We start from the raw sequence: 16,286 nt of genomic DNA on the forward strand, positions 1-16,286 counted from the left end.
CGCTCATGATGTTCGACAAGCACGCCAACCTCAAGTACAAGTTCGGCAACAGGCACTTCTGGTCCGAGGGCTACTACGTGTCGACCGTCGGCCTGAACGAGGCGACGATAGCGAAGTACATCAGGGAGCAGGAGGCCCACGACATCGCGCTGGACAAGTTGAGCGTCAAGGAGTACGAGGACCCGTTCAAGAGGAAGTAGGGGAGCCCCTTTAGGGGCTGCCCGGTAGTACGAGGGCCGCTTTGTGCGGCCCGCGAGAGACAAGGGCGGTACGGCTTGAACGAAGTGAGAGGCAGCGCCTTTAGACGCTGCCGGCCCCCCTCGGCCTTATAGGCCCAGAGCAAACCACCCCTTTGAGGGGTGGTTCATGATTTGTGAAACCTATCAATCATAAATCCTTTCGATATTAGGACAAATTAACTGAATCTGTCCTATTTTTGCAAAGATTATGGGACAAAGCATCCCTTTTTGACCATCCTCAAGGGAATCGTTCTACGGTACAAATACGATAGCAGCGAAAGATCGCCGTCCACGGCTCACGCCAACAGGGGTTCGACGTTTGCGCAAGAGTAGAAGAAATCGATAGAGGAGGTTTACCTTGAGTGGGACCGCTACCAAAGAGAAGCTGACCGTGCGTCACCTTCTCGTCGTGCTGACGGGCATCATGATCACGTTCGGATGCTCGGCTCTGTGCTTCTCCACCTGGGGCCTGTTCCAGCCGGTCGTGGCTGAGGGCCTGGGCGTGGAGGTCACCGCCTTCGCCATGTACGTCACCGTTATGTACCTGACCATGACCATCGCCTCGCCGTTTGCGGGCAAGCTGCTGCAGACCATGGACATCCGCATCCTTTTGTCCGCCTCCGCCGCCCTCGTGGGCTGCGCCTTCCTGCTGATGAGCTTCTCGAACACCATCGTGCTGTTCTACGTGGCCGCCGTCATGCTGGGCCTGGGCGAGATCACCATCCTGTGGCTGGCCATCCCCACGCTCATCAACCGCTGGTTCGTGGAGCGCGCCGGCTTCTTCATCGGGTTGTGCATGGCCTTCACCGGCATCGGCGGCGCCATCTGGTCCGCCGTGTTCACCGCGCTGACCGCCTCGGGCATCGACTTCCACACGATCTACCTCATCTGGGGCGTCATCGCGCTCGTCACGAGCCTGCCCTTCACGCTGTTCTGCGTGCGCAACTCTCCCGAGGACTGCGGGCTGGCCCCCTACGGCGCCTCCATGCAGAAGGCGGCCTCGGGCGCTGAGGTGGCCGCGAAGCCCGCGGGCCTGTCCGCCGGCTTCGTCATGAAGACCCCGATGTTCTACGCCATCTGCGTCTTCGCCGGCCTCATCAACATCGCTATCCTCATCGCCATGCAGTTCCCCACCTACACCAAATCGCTCACCGACGTGGCCTTCGACGTGGCCGTCGTCGGCGGCGTCATGACCTCGGTCATGATGGTGGGCCAGGCCATCTTCAAGGTGGTGCTGGGCGCGGCGGCCGACAAGAACGCCAAGGGCGCCCTCATCTTCGCCTTCGCCGCTGGCGTTGCGGGCATCCTGCTGTGCTGGTTCGGCACCTTCTCCGAGTACGTGATGTACGTGGGCGCCTTCATCTTCGGCGGCTGCTACGCCACCGCCGTGGTGCTCGTGCCGGTCATCTGCCGCCAGTCCTTCGGCACCCGCGAGTACTCGGTCATCTACTCTCGCGTCTCCACGGTGTTCAACCTCATCGCTGCCTTCGCCGCTATGATCTGGGCGTGGCTCGGCTCGTCGTTCGGCTTCACCGTCGAGTTCATCGTGGCGCTCGCCATGCTCGTGGTCATCCTGCTGCTCGGCCTGTACATCTTCAAGGCTGCTGCCGGCTACAAGAAGGACTGGACGACCGAATAGTCGGGTCCCTCATGCCGCTGGCGGGCTCAAAGGGAAAAGCGGGGAGTGGAGACTCCCCGCTTTTCGCACTTATAGGAAATCTCTATGAGCCAGGCCAAGCCTGATAAACTACGATCAAGAGAGAAACGCGCAATCTGAGATCGGGCCGAACGCACGCCCTTTGCCTTAGGGGGAAACCATGAACCTCTCTCAGCTGAACTACTTCAAGAAGCTCGCCGAGGTGCTTCACTACACGCGAGCGGCGCAGGAGCTGTTCATCACCCAACCGACCCTCTCGGGGGCTATTTCGTCCTTGGAGAAGGAGCTGGGCGCTCCCTTGTTCGAGCGCAACGGCCGCTCGGTGCTCCTCACCCCCTACGGCGAGGTGTTCTACGAGCACGTGTGCCTCGCCCTGCGCGCCATCGACGACGGCGTGGCGGCCGTGAGCGCGCGCTCTTCGGCCTCGTTCGGCACCGTGAACCTCGGCACCACCTTCACCATCCAGGACCACTATCTGCCGAGCCTCATCCGCGACTTCGAGGAGGCCTTCGACAAGCGGGTCATCGTGAAGGTGTCCCAGGGATTCACCAACTACCTCACCGAGCAGCTGCATCGGGGCACGCTGGATGTGGCCTTCTGCGGCAAGCGCGACAACGAGCCCGACATCGCGTATTTCCCGACGAAGCACTGCGAGCTGGCTCTCTACGTGCGCGACGACCATCCGCTGGCGTCTCGCGAAACGATCACCTTCGGCGAACTGAACGACGTGGATCTGCGCACCTACCGCCGCGGCACCCCCATCGGCGAGCGCGTGGCGAAGATGCTGGAGGAGGCCGACGTGCGGGGCGCCTCCTTGGGCTACGACGACGATGTGTCCATGGGGTCGTTCCTCTCCTGCAACGGCGGCAACGCCGGAGCGCTTATGCTGAGCTCGCTGGGCGCCCAGCTGTTCAGTAACCTGCACCAGGCGCGCGTCGAGGGCGTCCCGGAGCACTTCTACACGGTGTACATGGCCTATCACAAGAAGCACGTGCACTCGCGGGCCGTCACCGACTTCATCGACTTCGTCAAGGCCTACCCGGGCAACGACCTCATCGGCCAGGTGCTGCCCGAGGCGGCGGGCGAGTAGGGGCGCCGGGCCCGATCGGCCGAGGCGGGCGCGCGGCGGACGTTTGGGTGTCTGGTCGTCCGATCGCCGGAGCCGCCCGACCGCCCAGGCCGCCTGACTGCCGTCTGTGGTCATTTTGCGCCGTATGCGGCCACTTGTTGCGGGAGGCTGGCAAAGCGCGACCCGTTGTGGTATAAATACGGCTGCTGTGCAGATCGGCTGCACGGACATACTTTCGCTTCTGGAGAAAGTGGGACTTTTCCCGCTTTCTTTTGTTGTAGGGGGCTTTTTGCGGCCCGGAAAGTATGGGAGCGTAGGCAACGGAAAAGGAGGCAGACGAGGTGCTGACGGCCAAGGAGAAATCGCTTCTTTCCGCCCTGGAGCCCCGAGCGGCCTCCGAGGGCGTCGAGATCGTCACGCTGGAGATCGTCGGCTCGAAGAAGGCGCCGACCATCCGCGTCTACATCGATGCGGCCGGCGGCATCAGCTTCGACGAGCTGGCCCGCACTCAGGCCTGGGTCGGGGACGTCATGGACGAGCTGGACCCGTTCCCCGGGGCCTACATGCTGGAGGTGTCCTCTCCGGGCATCGACCGGCCGCTGCGCACGCCGGAGCATTTCGCGCGCTTCGCCGGCGAGACGGTGACGGTGAAGACGACCGGCCCCATCGACGGCCGCAGCTCGTTTACCGGCGAGCTTCTCGGCTTTGAGGACGGCTGCGTCATGGTGGCCGCAGACGGCGCCGGCACCTTCCGCATTCCGTACGACAACATCAAAAAGGCCCGCGTTAAGGGCACCATCGACTTCAGCGCCTAGGGAAAGGATTAGATACGTGGCAACTTCAGAACTGATCGAGGCCTTGCAGGCACTGGCCCACGAGCGCAAGATCGACGAGTTCTACCTCATCGAGCGCTTGGAGCAGTCCCTGGCGAAGAGCTACGAGCGCATCCTCGATCTGGAATGGGACGCGCGCGTGACCATCGACCGCCAGACCGGCAAGATCTACGTCTACGAGCTCGTGCCCGTGGGCGAGCCCGACGAGGAGACCGGCGAGTACAGCGAGTTCGAGGAGCGCGACGTTACCCCCGACGACGTGAGCCGCATCGCCGCCCAGAACGCCAAGGGCGTCATCTCGTCGCTCGTGCGCGAGGCCGGGCGCCAGTCCATCTACGACGAGTTCCGCGGCCGCGTGGGCGATTTGGTCACGGGCACCGTGCTGCAGGGCACGCCGGACTTCACCATCATCAAGATCCGCGAGGGCGTCGAGGCGGAGCTGCCCCATTACGACGCCAAGCGTAACCCGGGCGAGCGCAACGAGCGCCCGGCCAACGAGCACTACCGCCACAACCAGCGCTTGAAAGTGCTCATCATCGAGGTGCGCAACCCCAACGCCGACGCGCCCCGCGCCCGCGGCGAGCAGGCGCGTCCGGCCATCGTCGTCTCCCGCACCCACCCCGACCTCATCCGCCGTCTCTTCGAGATTGAGGTGCCGGAGATTTACGAGGGGGTCGTGGAGATCAAGTCCGTGGCCCGCGAGCCCGGCGCCCGTTCCAAGGTGGCCGTGTTCTCCCGCGAGGCGAACCTGGATCCGGTGGGCGCCTGCGTGGGGCCGAAGGGCTCCCGCGTCCGCATGGTGGTCGAGGAGCTGCGCAACGAGCGCGTCGACGTCATCCAGTGGAGCCCCGACCCGGCGGTCTACGTGGCCAACGCCCTGTCGCCGGCGAAGGTGAGCCACGTGAGCATCGACGAGGACAACAACTACGCCACGGTCATCGTGCCCGACGACCAGCTGTCGCTGGCCATCGGCAAGGAGGGACAGAACGCGCGCTTGGCCGCCCGCCTCACCGGCTGGCACATCGACATCAAGCCCCAGAGCTTCCAGGGCGCGTCTTTGGTCGATGTCGAGATGGACGACGAGGTGGAGGAGGACGACGGCTTCTGCATCTTCGTCGACGAGGACGGCAACCGCTGCCGCAACCACGCCCGACCGAACAGCCAGTACTGCGGCGTCCATGCCGATGCCGAGGCAGAGGCCTAAGGGGTAGAACCTGATGGCAGCACAGACGACAAAGCGCCAGCGCACCTGCATCGGTTGCGGCGCGACCCTTGGGAAGGGCGCGCTTCGCCGCATCGTGCGCAACGGCGAGGGCCTTGTGAGCTTCGACCCTACGGGCCGCCTCGCCGGCCGCGGCGCCTACGTCTGCTCTGAGGACTGCCTCGCCGCGGCGAGAAAGACCAGGAAGCTTGAGCGCGCCCTGCGCTGCAAAGTGACCGACGAAGATTACGAGCGCGTTCTTCGCGAGCTTGCCCTCGCCGAGGCACCGGGAAAGAATGAGGAGTGATATATGGCCAGCATGCGCGTACACGAGTTGGCGAAGGAATTCGATATGTCGAGCGGGGATCTGCTCGATCGCCTGAAAGAAATGAAGATACCGGCGAAGTCCCATGCGAGCATGCTCAACGACGCCTACGTTGACAAGATTCGCAAGAACCTGGAGCCGGAGATCCGCGCCCGCGCCGGCGCCCTCGAGGCCGAGGAGGCCGCGGCGCTGGCCGCCGAGCAGGAGGAGGCCGAGCGCAAGCGCGCCGAGGAGGAGGCCGAGCGCAAGGCCGCGCGCGAGAAGGAGCTCGCCGAGCGCGAGGCCGCCCGCGCCCGCCGCGAGGGGTCGCGCTCCGACGACGACGCCGAGGGCGAGGAGCACCCGGCGCGCAAGCAGGCGCCCAAGCAGCCCTCCGCCTTCGCGAGCCTCGAGCAGCAGATCGCCTCGGAGAAGGAGCGCGTCGAGCGCGAGCGCCAGGAGGCCCGGGCCCGCGCCCGCGCCGAGAAGGCGGCCGCCGAGGTGGCCAAGAAGCGCGCCGTGGAGGAGGCCTTGCGCCGCGGCCACAAGAAGCCCGCGAAGGCCGCGCCCGCCCCGGCGCCGGCCCGTCCGGCTCCGGCTCCCGCGCCGTCCCGTCCCAAGAACAACTTCGACTCGCTGCTCTCGCAGATCGAGGCCGAGAAGCAGCGCATGGAAGCGGCCAAGAGCGCCCAAGCCGACACCCGCGCCCCCCGCGGCGGCAAGAAGGGCAAGAAGGGCGGGGCTCACCAGGTGGTGCCCGAGCTCGAGGCCCAGATGACCGCCGGCGAGGACCGCTATGCCCAGATGGCTGTGCAGGCCGAGAAGCTGCAGCGCGACAAGGTGCTCGCCGAGGCCCGCGCCGCCGTGGCCGCGGCCAACACCCACGAGGGGGAGGGCCGCCGCAAGAAGCGCAAGGAGAAGCGCGAGGCCGAGGCCCGCGAGCGCGCCGAGCTCGAGGCCATCGAGCGTGGTCTTGACCCGACGCTGGTGCTGGACGACTCCGTGGTGGAGATCCCGCAGGGCGCGTCGGTGGCCAAGTTCGCCGAGCTTCTGGGCGTGCAGCCCAATGACGTCATCAAGCGCCTGTTCATGCTCGGCCAGGTGCTCACGCTCACCCAGACCATGAGCGACGAGACCATGGAGCTCATCGCCGACGACATGGGCCGCAAGGTGCGCGTCGTGTCGCCGGAGGAGGAGTACGCCGTGGTGTACAACGACTCCGAGGCCGATTTGAAGCCGCGTCCCCCCGTGGTCACCGTCATGGGCCATGTCGACCACGGCAAGACCTCGCTTCTGGACGCCATCCGCGATACCGGCGTGGTGGCCAGCGAGGCCGGCGGCATCACCCAGCACATCGGCGCTTCCGTGGTGAACATCGGCGACCGCCAGATCACCTTCATCGACACCCCGGGCCATGAGGCCTTCACCGCCATGCGCGCCCGCGGCGCCCAGGTCACCGACGTCATCGTGCTTGTGGTGGCCGCCGACGACGGCGTCATGCCGCAGACCATCGAGGCCATCAACCACGCCAAGGCCGCCGAGGTGCCCATCGTCGTGGCCGTGAACAAGATCGACAAGCCCGGCGCCAATCCCGACCGCGTGCGCCAGGAGCTCACCGAGTACGGCGTCATCCCCGAGGAGTGGGGCGGCTCCAACATGTTCGTCGAGGTGTCGGCCAAGAAGAAGCTGCACATCGACGACTTGCTGGAGACCATCATCCTGCAGGCCGACGTGCTGGAGCTGAAGGCCAACCCTGACGCTTCTGCCTCCGGCTTCGTCATCGAGGCGAACCTGGACAAGGGCCGGGGCCCCGTGGCCACGGTGCTCATCCAGCGCGGCACCCTGCACACCGGCGACGTCGTGGTGGCCGGCACGAGCTACGGCCGCGTGCGCGCTCTGGTGAACCCGCGCGGCGAGCACGTCGCCGAGGCGAAGCCCGCCGACCCGGTGGAGATCCTGGGCCTGAACTCGGTGCCCACCGCCGGCGACGAGTTCCGCGTCTTCGAGGACGAGCGCGATGCCCGCAAGCTGGCCGAGGAGCGCGCGCTGCGCGCCCGCCTGGCCGCCCAGGAGACCAAGAGCCACATGAGCCTGGACGACCTGTTCAGCCGCATCGAGGACGGCAAGACCACCGATCTGAACCTCATCGTGAAGGCCGACGTCCAGGGCTCCATCGAGGCTCTGCGCGACGCCTTCGACAAGATGGATCAGTCCGAGGTGCGCATCAACATCGTGCACTCGGCCGTGGGCGGCATCACCGAGACCGACGTCACCCTGGCCGCCGCCTCCGATGCCATCATCATCGGCTTCAACGTCCGTCCCACGGGCAAGAGTCGCCAGCAGGCCGAGAAGGAGAAGGTGGACATCCGCCTGTACCGCGTCATCTATCAGGCCATCGAGGACATCAACGCCGCGCGCGTGGGTCTTCTGTCGCCGGATATCGTGGAAGAGGACACCGGCATCGCCGAGGTGCGCGAGACCTTCAAGGTGCCGAAGGTGGGCACCATCGCCGGCTGCTACGTCGTGGAAGGCGAGATCCACCGCGACGACAAGGTGCGCATCGTGCGCGACGGCACGGTCATCTTCGAGGGCCACATGGCGTCGCTGCGCCGCTTCAAGGACGACGTGAAGTCCGTGAAGCAGGGCTACGAGTGCGGCATCGGCATCGAGAAGTTCCAGGACCTGAAGGTGGGCGACACCATCGAGGGCTACCAGGTGAAAGAGGTCGAGCGCACGGAGTAACTCGACTGTCCGGCGTCGAGGAAGCCCCGCATCCCCGTGCTCAAGCAATGGCTCGCTCGGCGGAACAGTCCACTGGGCTGTTCCGTTCGCTGCGCAACCTGCGCGCGGGGACACGGGGCTTCCTCGACGCCTACCGTTACAGTTTTGCTTAGTTTTCCACGACTGGTGCATGGCTCTTGGTTTCAACTCTATACTAAAACTATCTGTCCGCCTCGATTGAGGAGATGACGTCATGAAGCAGAGCGCTTCCAACCGCAAGGTCAACGAGCAGGCCCGCGAGGTGATCGCGAGCATCCTTCTGTTCGACGTGTCCGATCCGCGCCTCCATTTGGTCACCATCACCGGCTGTGAGGTCAGCTACGACCGTTCCGTCTGCAACGTCTACTACACCACCGACCCCGAGCGCTACGCCGGCGCCCAGGCCGCCTTCGAGGCCGCCGCGGGCCACATCCGTTCTCTCATGGCCAAGAAGCTCTCCTGGCGCGTAGCGCCGGAGCTGCGCTTCTACGTGGACACGTCTGTCGATCAGGCAGAGGCCATCTCCCAGGCGCTGAATTCTGAGCGCGAGCATCAGGAGAAGCGCATCGAGGAGGAGACCATCGGGGAAGATCGGGAGTACTAGTTTCATGACGGTGACGCCCCAGACCAACACGACGCTTTCCGAGATCGCCTCCGCGCTCGCCGAGCGCGACCACTTCGTCATCGGAGGCCATGTGAGCCCCGACGGCGATTGCCTTGGCTCGGCTCTGGGGCTCGCCTGGGCCCTGCGGCAATTGGGCAAGGAGGTCGCGTGCGTTCTCGCCCGCGGCGAGGAGCCGCCGAGCGACCTCATGTTTCTGCCCGGGGCCGACGGGCTCGTTCCCGCTGCGGGCTTCGAAGGGCCCTGCGAGTGCTTCATCGCCGTGGACGTGCCCACGCCGGAGCGACTCGGCGACGGGGCGCGCCTGCACGAGGCGGCGCCCTTCACCGTTACGGTGGATCATCATGCGGTGCCCCGGGCCATGGGCGACCTCAGCTACACCGATCCGGACGCCGCCTCCACGTCGCTGCTCATCTGGGAGCTGGCGTCGCTTTTGGGCGCCGATCGCGAGCGCCTCATCGCCACCTGCTGCTACACCGGTCTTATGACCGACACCGGCCGTTTCCAGCACGGCAACACCGACGCTGCCGCGTTCAAGGGCGCGGCCGAGATGGTGGCCGCCGGCGCGCGGCCCGGGGATATCGCCCGGGAGTTCTATCAGAACCGCAGTCTCGCCTCTATCGAGCTGGAGGGGCGCACGGTGGGCCATATGAGCCTGTCCGGCGACGGCGAGGCGGTGCTCTCGTGGCTCTCGCTCGCCGATTTCGCCGAGTGCGGGGCCGTGAAGGCCGATGCCGAGCCCATGATCGATCTTTTGCGCTCCCTGCGCGGCGTGCGCGTTGCCTGCATGCTGCGGGAGCAGGACGGAGAGGTGCGCGGCAGCTTCCGTTCCAAGGACGACACCGACGTGGCCGCCATCGCCGGCGAGTTCGGCGGCGGCGGACATAAGGCCGCGGCTGGATTTACCATTCACGACGATTTGCGCGGGGCCGTGAAGACCGTCGCGCGCCGTTTGGGCATCGAGAGCCCGACCTTGCCGGAGGAGCGTCTGTGAAGCGGGGGACGACCGATCTGTGCCTCGTGCTGGCCGTGGATAAGCCGAGCGGTATGACCTCCCACGACGTGGTGAGCCGCGCCCGGCGCATCTTCGGCGAGAAGCGCATCGGGCACACGGGCACTTTAGATCCACTCGCCTCGGGGGTGCTGCCTCTGTGCGTGGGGCCGGCCACCCGGCTCGATCAGTTCCTCACCGGCCACGACAAGTCCTACGTGGTCTCAGTCGTCTTTGGCGCCGCCACCGATACCGACGACTGCGACGGCGAGGTCATCCGCACGGGCGTTGTGCCCGATGAGGTGTTCGACCCGTTCTTCGCCAGCGTTTTCGTGGGCGGTTTGGTGGGGAAGTCCAAGCAGCTGCCGCCGGTGTACTCGGCCATCAAGGTGGGGGGAACCAAGGCCTGCGATGCGGCTCGCAAGGGGCGCGTTATCGATCTGGCGCCGCGCGACATCGAGGTGTACTCCGCCGAGCTTCTGGGCATCGGGGGCGCCGACGGCACGGAACCGGCCCGCTGGGACATCGCCTTCAAGGTGTCGAAGGGCACCTATATTCGCGCACTCGCCCGTGACATCGGCAACAGCCTGGGGTGCCCCGCCCATGTGGGGGCGCTGCGCCGCACGGCGGCCGGCGCGATCGGCATCGCCGACTGCGTGACGCTGGAGGTCTTGGAGGAGATGGGGGAGCGCGCCGCCCTGGATCCGCTGAAGGTGCTCGGCATGCGCTTCATCTACCTCGACGATGCCGCCGCGGCGCGGGTGCGCAACGGCAACCCGCTGAACGGGCGCGCCGTGGAGCTCTTCGAGCGCCGCAGCGTCGACCCGGCGGCGGAGCTGTGCGCCTGCACGGCCGGGGTGCGCCCCAGCTGCGAGCCGCCGCAAAATGGCGAGGTCGTGGCCCTTGTGGCCGACAACCGCATCGTGGCATTATACGAGTATCAGAGCGATAAGGGGCGCTTCGCCCCCCGCTGCGTGTTCCCGATAGGAGTTTCTCGTGGCTGCAGTGATCTCTAGGAACGATCCCGCCTTCGACGAGGCCCTGCTCGATCGCGCCTCGGTGGCCTTCGGCGTCTTCGACGGCGTCCACGAGGGGCACCGCTTCATCATCGGCGAGGCGGTGAACACGGCCCGCGAAGAGGGGCGCGCGAGCGCCGTCATCACCTTCGACATCGATCCCGACGAGGTGTTCGCGGCTGATCGGCTGAAGAAGCTCATGACCAACGAGGCGCGCATCGCCAAGCTGGCCGAGCTGGATGTGGACGCGGTCGTGGTGCTGCCGTTCTCCCGCGAGTTCGCGGCCCAGAGCCCCGAGGACTTCCTCGACGCCTGCTTCGGCGGCGGCGTGCCGAGCCACATCCACATCGGCAGCGATTTCCATTTCGGTCGCAAGGCCGCGGGCAATGTGGAGAGCTTGCGCGTGTGGGGCGCCGAGCGCGGCATGGAGGTGCACGGCCACGAGCTCCTCTCCGAGGGCGGCCGCCCCGTGACGGCCACGCGCATCCGCGGCCTTCTGTCCGAGGGCCGGGCCCGCGAGGCGGCCGACCTTCTGGGGCGCCCCTACGAGCTTTCGGGCCTCGTGCGCCCGGGCCGCGGCGAGGGTCGCGACTTCGGCTTCGCCACGGCGAATCTGGAGGTGCCGCCCATGCTTCTCGCCGTCGGCGAGGGGGTGTACGCCTGCTATGCCGTAGTGGAAGGCGCCCGCTACAAGGCGGCCGTGAACGTGGGCGTTCCCGCTACCTTCGCCGACACGGCTAAGGAGAACATTGAGGTGCACCTCCTCGATTTCGATGAGGACATCTACGGCCAGGACATCGAGGTGGAGTTCATCGAATGGCTGCGCCCCATGCGCGCCTTCGAGAGCACCGACGAGCTCATCGCCACTGTCCAGTCCAACATAGCCTGGGTCCGGGAGAATTTGTAGCGAAATCGGGTCGAGCCGGGAGCGAGCCTATCGGTTCGAGCGGTCTTTGAAGAGCTGGTCGTATTGGACGATGGCGTAGGACTTCAGGGCGTCCTCGGCTCTCTGCTGGGCGTCGGTTTCCACGGTCTCGCCGAACCAGTGCCACGCTCCCTCGGCATCCCGGTAGCCGTTCAGGTTCACGGCGGGCAGCGCCTGGCGCAGGGCCGAGCGGTACAGGGCTCGTGAGTCGCGGGGCAGCCCCGTTGCATCGAGAAGCAGGTTTGAAAGATAGTTCAAGCTCGTGATGTCGGCGTCCTCGATGCGCGTGAGCGTGTCCCCGTACTTCCCGCGGGCCGCGCCGTTCGCCCAAATGAAATAGGGCGTCCGGTAGCGTGCCTGCACCTCTTCCAAGCCGGCGTCCTCCACGGGCTTGCCGAAGGTCTCCTCGAAGAGCCAGTCGGCGAAGCCGGGTTGGTGGTCGCCGAAGAACACGACGATGGTGGGCTCGTTCCGCGCGTTCAGCTCGTCCACGAGCCAGCGCAGATCCTCATCCGAGCGCCGGATGGCCGCCAGAAACTCGTCCACCTCGGGGTTTTCCACCTCGTCCGATTCCAGATGCACGGCATCAGCGGCGGGAACGAGCCCCGTGTCGTATCCGCCGTGGTTCTGGATGGTGACATCGAAGACGAACTGGGGCCCCTCTCCCTCGTCGATCTTCTCCAGCACGCGCTCGTAGGTGGTGCGATCCGTGACGAGGTCGCGGAAGGTGTCGGCGTCTTCCATGGTGGTGATGTCGTCGAACGCGTCGAATCCGAGCTGCTCGTAGATGCGGTCGCGCCGCCAGTTGGCCGCCTCGGCCGGGTGAATCGCATGGGTGCCGTACCCCAGGCTGCGGAAGTAGGAGGCGAGGTTGTCCACCCCTTCCAAATCGTAGAGCACGTAGGGGTACACGCCGCCGCCCATGTTGCCCATGGAGGCGCCGGTGAGGAACTCGAACTCGCTGTTGCAGGTGCCCCCGCCCATGGCCGAGACGTACACGTCGCCCGCGGCCAGGGAATCGTTGGCCACCTCGTGGAAGAACGTCGGCGCGGCGTTTGTTCCCTCAAGGCCGGGGTATTCGGAGAGATCGGAGAACGTCTCGTTCATGATGGCGATGACGTTGGGGCCGTCGTAGGGGAGTGCTTCGGGCTGTTCCGGCGCTGCATCGCCAGTGGTGGGCGCCGTTGAGTTTTGGTTGCCCGTTGTGTCGGGCGAGGGGGACTCTGCCACCGTGCCGTCCGTTCCCGTCAGCGGATCCTCGGCGAAGGGGGCCAGGATGGCGTCCACGGCCTCGGCGGAGTAGCCCTCCGGAGGCTTGGGCGTCAGCTCTTGGGCCCGCGAGAGGAAGCAGAGCGCGGTGCCCTGGGTGGCGTAGGAGCCGCGCACGTCCCATACGTCCACAGTCACCTCGCAGTCCTTCTTGATATCGATGGCCTGGTACTGCATGGCGCCGAGGCACACCAGCAGGGCCGCCGCCAGCATGTTGGCGGCAATGTCCCAGCGGGCGCGCTTTCGTTGGGGGCACAGCTTCGCCAGGGCGATGCAATAGGCGGCGAACAGCGCCCAGCAGAACGCGAGGCGACCGGTGAGAAACAGGCTGTAACCGCCGGCCACCGAGGCGGCGGTGCCGAGGGCGAACAGATCCGCCGGCACGATGGGCTGCCCCTTGAAGGCGATGATGAAGAAGTTGGCGGTGCCCCACATAAGGCACAGTCCCACGAACGCGGCGAGCGATGCGCGGGTGCGCTGTCCCGCCAGAAAAGTGATGGCGCAGCCCAGCCCCAGGATGAGCAGGTTGTCGATGACGTAGCGCTGGGGAATGGCGAAGACATCGCCGTTCCACGGCAGCTCGAGGAGCAGAAAGCCCAAAACGACGGCGAGCGCGAAGAAGACGCTGCGTCGCAGCGCGTCCATTGCCCGCGGCCGCCCCGTGGCGCCCGAGCTGGTTTCAGTTCGTTCCCTATTCAAATAACCCCTCCGGTTCAAGAGTAAAACAACAACTTACCACGGCTGGAGCTGCTTCGCTTTGGACGGAACGGAACGTCCCGCCCGTCTCGGGAAAATCTCCATGGCAATTCGGGCCATAATTTTCGAGTTGTTAGCATTGCGAATGGCCTCCCGCTATCCCACCAATTCCACAAGAAGGCTGAAACTATCGATAAACGAATAGTCGATGAGGCAAATTCTTTCAGCGAAGCTCGAAGAACGCCATAAGCGATCTCATCAATGCTAACAACTCGAAATTTTGGCGAAAAAATGGGTGAGAAATCGTCTGGAAGGACACAGGCTGGAATCTGCGGGTATACTGCACCCATGAGTAAAGAACGAATTTCCTGGGAAAACGAATACCCCGACGAGTTGGAGCGCGAGGGCCGCATGAGGCCGACGCTCGCCCGCGCCGTGCGCGATCATGAAGCCGCGGGCAACGCTGTTGACGAGGCCGTCGCGGAGGCAGTCTGGGCGGACGGCGAAGGCGAGGCGGCCGCCATGGACGTCGTCGACGACGCGGCCGCCATGGGAGCGGTCGCGGAGGCAGCCGTCGCGGAAGCCGTGGGCGAAGGCGGTCGCGCCAAGCCCGGTCGCTCCCGCGAGACCCAGCAGCAGAAGCTCGCGCGCATCAAGCGCGAGCTGGAGGCGGTGCCCACCGAGCCCGGCGTGTACCTGTGGAAAGACGCCGCCGGCGAGGTCATCTACGTCGGCAAGGCCAAGCAGCTGCGGGCGCGCATGCGCCAGTACGTGAACTTCCAGGACGATCGCGCGAAGATTCCCTTGCTCGTGGAGGCCATCGACTCCTTCGACTACCTCGTCGTCGACAACGAGCACGAGGCGCTCGTGCTGGAGAAGAACCTCATCAACCAGTACAGCCCGTTTTTCAATGCGGACTTCAAGGACAACAAGAGCTACCCCTTCATCGCGCTCACCAAAGGCGATGTGTTCCCGGCCATCAAGTACACTCGCGAGAAACACAAGTCCGACACGAAGTACTTCGGTCCTTTCACTGACGCCCGCGCCGCCCGGGAGATGATCGACATCGCCCGGCGTGTGGTGCCCCTGTGCGCCGCCACCTGCGCCGACTGGCGGGGACTCACGCGCGCGCTGGAGAAGGACCCGCTCGCTTTCTTGAAGCGCGATGCGCGTCCCTGTTTCGACTGCCACGTGGGCCTCGGCCCCGGCGCCTGTTGCGGGGCCATTACGCCCGAGGAGTACGCCCAGAACGTGCGGCGCATCGAGCGCTTCCTCGCCGGCAACCACCGCGAGTTCGTCGACGAGCTGACGGCGGAAATGCAGGAGGCCGCCGAAGAGCTCGACTTCGAGCGGGCGGGACGGCTGAAGGCGCGCATCGACACCATCAACTCGCTCGCCGACAAGCAGCACGCCGTGTCCTCGCGCGACCTGTCCGCCGACGTCGTCGGGTTCTTCCGCGAGGAGACCGTGGCCGGGGTGAACGTGCTCGTCATCCGCGAGGGACGCATCGTGAACGCCAACGAGTTCGTCTTGAACCGTGGCACCGACGTGCCCGATCAGGATCTGCTGCGCAACTTCCTCATGCGCTACTACGACACCACCACCTCCATCCCGCGCGAGGTGATCGTGCGCGCACTGCCCGAGGACGCCGAGGCCATGGGGGAATGGCTCACGGGCAAGCTCGACTCGGCCCACGGCGCCAAGGTGCGCTTCTGCGCCCCGCAGAAGGGGGAGAAGGCCGACCTTCTGACCATGGCCGAGACCAACGCGCGCCACGTTCTCATGCGCTACAAGGTGCGCACGAACTACGACGACAAGCGCATCAACAACGCCCTTCTGCAGCTGGAGAGCGCCCTGGCCTTGGACGCGCCGCCCATGCGCATCGAGTGCTTCGACATCTCCACCATCCACGGCTCCTACACGGTGGCCTCCATGGTGGTGTTCACCGGCGGAAAGCCGGACAAGAACCAGTACCGCCGCTTCAAGATAAAGACGCCGCTCGACGAGGCCAACGACTTCCTCTCCATGCAGGAGGTGATGCGGCGCCGCTACGCGCCGGAACGTTTGAGCGACGAGCGCTTCGGCAGCAAGCCGGACCTCATCATCCTGGACGGCGGAAAGCCGCAGCTGACGGCGGCGCTCGCCATGTTCGAGGAGATGGGGATCGACGACATCGCCATTTGCGGTCTGGCCAAGCGCGACGAGGAGCTGTTCGTGCCTTGGCAGGACACGGGACCGGTGGTGCTGCCCTCAGGCTCGGCGTCGCTGTACCTGGTGAAGCAGGTGCGCGACGAGGCCCACCGCTTCGCCATCACCTTCCACCGCGAGCTGCGCGGCAAGGGTATGACGGCGAGTATTCTGGACGACGTGGCGGGTCTGGGGCCCGTGCGAAAGAAGGCGCTGATGAAGCACTTCAAGTCGTTCAAGAACCTGAAGGCCGCGAGCCTCGAGGACATCAAGGCCGCCAAGGTCATCCCCGAAGAGGTGGCCGAGGAGCTGGTGCGCGTTCTCGCGCAGTATAATGAGCGGAAAGAAGAGAAGGAAGAACAGCTGGCCGATAGCGTCCTGGCGAACACCATCCCGTAGGGGCAGACCTTGGTCTGCCCTTCCGAGCGGGATAGCCATGCTTATGAGGGGCGACCAAGATCGCCCCCTACGGAGAGCTCGTTCAGACAAACGGAAAGCCTCTGTGAAGAAGAGCGAT

Annotated in this window: 13 protein-coding genes; 12 read left to right on the forward strand and 1 reads right to left on the reverse strand. The window is 65.6% G+C overall.

Annotation, left to right across the window (positions count from 1 at the left end):
* The 11 genes from ACYVRU_RS00005 to ribF all read left to right on the forward strand — a co-directional run.
* Nucleotides 1-200, forward strand: a 200-nt coding sequence (locus tag ACYVRU_RS00005) for a transposase (RefSeq protein WP_461185569.1), incomplete at its 5' end; no start/stop codon positions are given.
* A gap of 397 nt (nt 201-597) precedes the next feature.
* A complete protein-coding gene (locus ACYVRU_RS00010) occupies nt 598-1,878 on the forward strand; it encodes an MFS transporter (RefSeq protein WP_270357665.1) in 1,281 nt (426 codons plus the stop codon).
* Between the two features lie 178 nt (nt 1,879-2,056).
* The gene (locus tag ACYVRU_RS00015; RefSeq protein ID WP_461185570.1) at nt 2,057-2,986 is read left to right on the forward strand and encodes a LysR family transcriptional regulator; all 930 of its coding nucleotides are present in this window, start codon (nt 2,057-2,059) and stop codon (nt 2,984-2,986) included.
* A gap of 320 nt (nt 2,987-3,306) precedes the next feature.
* Nucleotides 3,307-3,780 carry a ribosome maturation factor RimP gene (locus ACYVRU_RS00020; protein ID WP_022739820.1) on the forward strand — a complete coding sequence of 158 codons (474 nt, stop codon included), beginning with the start codon at nt 3,307-3,309 and terminating at the stop codon, nt 3,778-3,780.
* Between the two features lie 16 nt (nt 3,781-3,796).
* Entirely contained in the window at nt 3,797-5,002 is a 1,206-nt protein-coding gene (gene nusA, locus ACYVRU_RS00025) for a transcription termination factor NusA (RefSeq protein WP_022739821.1), read from the forward strand.
* 13 nt (nt 5,003-5,015) lie between these two features.
* On the forward strand, nt 5,016-5,306 hold the full coding sequence (rnpM, locus tag ACYVRU_RS00030; protein WP_114539129.1) for an RNase P modulator RnpM: 291 nt from the start codon (nt 5,016-5,018) through the stop codon (nt 5,304-5,306).
* A 3-nt stretch (nt 5,307-5,309) separates the two neighbouring features.
* Nucleotides 5,310-8,045 (forward strand): translation initiation factor IF-2, encoded by a 2,736-nt coding sequence (gene infB / locus ACYVRU_RS00035; RefSeq protein ID WP_022739823.1) that lies wholly within the window; start codon nt 5,310-5,312, stop codon nt 8,043-8,045.
* 232 nt (nt 8,046-8,277) lie between these two features.
* Entirely contained in the window at nt 8,278-8,667 is a 390-nt protein-coding gene (rbfA, locus tag ACYVRU_RS00040; protein ID WP_022739824.1) for a 30S ribosome-binding factor RbfA, read from the forward strand.
* A 4-nt stretch (nt 8,668-8,671) separates the two neighbouring features.
* Entirely contained in the window at nt 8,672-9,679 is a 1,008-nt protein-coding gene (locus tag ACYVRU_RS00045) for a DHH family phosphoesterase (RefSeq protein WP_461185571.1), read from the forward strand.
* Nucleotides 9,676-10,692: a tRNA pseudouridine(55) synthase TruB gene (gene truB / locus ACYVRU_RS00050; protein ID WP_173113096.1), complete on the forward strand. Its 1,017-nt coding sequence runs from the start codon at nt 9,676-9,678 to the stop codon at nt 10,690-10,692. Before ACYVRU_RS00045 ends, truB begins: the two co-directional genes overlap by 4 nt.
* Nucleotides 10,673-11,599: a riboflavin biosynthesis protein RibF gene (gene ribF, locus ACYVRU_RS00055; RefSeq protein WP_114549267.1), complete on the forward strand. Its 927-nt coding sequence runs from the start codon at nt 10,673-10,675 to the stop codon at nt 11,597-11,599. Before truB ends, ribF begins: the two co-directional genes overlap by 20 nt.
* 27 nt (nt 11,600-11,626) lie before the next feature.
* Here the strand turns inward: ribF and ACYVRU_RS00060 are convergent, their stop codons facing one another.
* Nucleotides 11,627-13,531 (reverse strand): LTA synthase family protein, encoded by a 1,905-nt coding sequence (locus ACYVRU_RS00060; RefSeq protein ID WP_302011888.1) that lies wholly within the window; start codon nt 13,529-13,531, stop codon nt 11,627-11,629.
* Between the two features lie 399 nt (nt 13,532-13,930).
* Here ACYVRU_RS00060 and uvrC point away from each other — a divergent pair, with 399 nt between their 5' ends.
* A complete protein-coding gene (gene uvrC / locus ACYVRU_RS00065; protein WP_231699473.1) occupies nt 13,931-16,168 on the forward strand; it encodes an excinuclease ABC subunit UvrC in 2,238 nt (745 codons plus the stop codon).
* Nucleotides 16,169-16,286 lie beyond the last annotated feature (118 nt).

The sequence above is a fragment of the Adlercreutzia sp. CNCM I-6216 genome (assembly GCF_977113345.1).

Excerpts from the sequence above, each read along its gene's own strand:
- infB (WP_022739823.1), top strand. The coding sequence starts at position 5,310 with ATGGCCAGCATGCGCGTACACGAGTTGGCGAAGGAATTCGATATGTCG.
- uvrC (WP_231699473.1), top strand. The coding sequence starts at position 13,931 with ATGAGTAAAGAACGAATTTCCTGGGAAAACGAATACCCCGACGAGTTG.
- ACYVRU_RS00045 (WP_461185571.1), top strand. The coding sequence starts at position 8,672 with ATGACGGTGACGCCCCAGACCAACACGACGCTTTCCGAGATCGCCTCC.
- rbfA (WP_022739824.1), top strand. The coding sequence starts at position 8,278 with ATGAAGCAGAGCGCTTCCAACCGCAAGGTCAACGAGCAGGCCCGCGAG.
- rnpM (WP_114539129.1), top strand. The coding sequence starts at position 5,016 with ATGGCAGCACAGACGACAAAGCGCCAGCGCACCTGCATCGGTTGCGGC.
- ACYVRU_RS00060 (WP_302011888.1), bottom strand. The coding sequence starts at position 13,531 with ATGGACGCGCTGCGACGCAGCGTCTTCTTCGCGCTCGCCGTCGTTTTG.
- ACYVRU_RS00015 (WP_461185570.1), top strand. The coding sequence starts at position 2,057 with ATGAACCTCTCTCAGCTGAACTACTTCAAGAAGCTCGCCGAGGTGCTT.